At 45.9% G+C, this 1,117-nt stretch carries 2 protein-coding genes; both read right to left on the bottom strand.

What is annotated here, in order from left to right:
• The coding region (locus WEIDD23_RS04125; RefSeq protein ID WP_062358792.1) for a GroES family chaperonin at positions 1-253 on the bottom strand (253 nt) is incomplete at its 3' end.
• Between the two features lie 166 nt (positions 254-419).
• The coding region (locus WEIDD23_RS04120) for an ABC transporter C-terminal domain-containing protein (protein ID WP_156469557.1) at positions 420-1,117 on the bottom strand (698 nt) is incomplete at its 5' end.

Genomic DNA, 1,117 nt, shown 5'->3' with positions numbered 1-1,117 from the left:
TTTCGTGTACGACCAAGTAGTCGACACCGTCAACCGTTACTTCTGAGCCAGCATACTTATCAAAGATGACCTGGTCACCTTCCTTCACTGCAGCTGGGGCCGTCAAGTCACCAACTGATTGCGTTGAAACAGCAACAACCGTTCCGGTAACTGACTTTTCTTGAGCGTTTGACGCAAGTAAAATGCCACCAACTGATTGCTCAGGTGCTTCTTCAACTTGCAAAACAACACGATCTCCCAAAGGCTTCAACATGTTATATGACCTCCATAGGCAATTATAATTTTTAGCACTCTCTTTTGTTAAGTGCTAATCAACATAAATAATAATAGCACACTGAGATATTTTTGCAACAAATTTTGTGCAATTATTTACCCGGATAAGACAAAAAGTCTCGACGATTCCCGCCGAGACTTTTGTCTTAATTATTAAATTCTTCCAGTGCCATACTTGCTTCAGTCCATTGTTCCTCGACTGTGGCTAATTGTGCATCCAACGCAGCGATTTCCTTGGACAAGTCCGTTAACTTACCCAAGTCAGCACCGTTGGCTGGATCATTCAACTCTGCGTTCAGTGCATCTCGCTTGGTATTCAACGTTTCCATCTCTTCTTCAGCTGCTGACACTGCCCGTTCAAGCTTACGTTGTTCTTTCTGACGCTCCTTGCGTTCTTCACGACTCAAGTTCTCAATCGGCGTGGCTGACGCTTCTTTGAACTCTTCCGTCGTTTCAAAGCTGGCCTTGGCCCGGTGTGACGCTGCTTGTTCGCCAGCCGTCTTCTCCAAGTAGTAATCGTAATCACCATCAAAGAAACGCGTGCCGTTTGGTGATAACTCAACCACCTCGGTCGCCACGGCGTTAATGAAGTAACGGTCGTGCGAAACAAAGAAAATCGTGCCGTTAAACTCATTTAACGCTGTCTCAAGCACTTCACGTGAATCAATATCCAAGTGGTTGGTAGGTTCGTCAAGAATCAAAAAGTTTGCGTGTTGCAATGACAACTTCGTTAGCAGCAAACGCGCGCGTTCACCACCCGAAAGCGCCGACACAATCTTATCCACCGATTCACCCGAGAACATAAATGAACCCAAAATTGAGCGCACATCGCGTTCTGGCATCG

The sequence above is a fragment of the Weissella sp. DD23 genome, assembly GCF_001579105.1.
GTDB classification, from domain to species: domain Bacteria; phylum Bacillota; class Bacilli; order Lactobacillales; family Lactobacillaceae; genus Weissella; species Weissella cibaria.
This window is presented reverse-complemented; position numbering and strand designations above follow the sequence as displayed.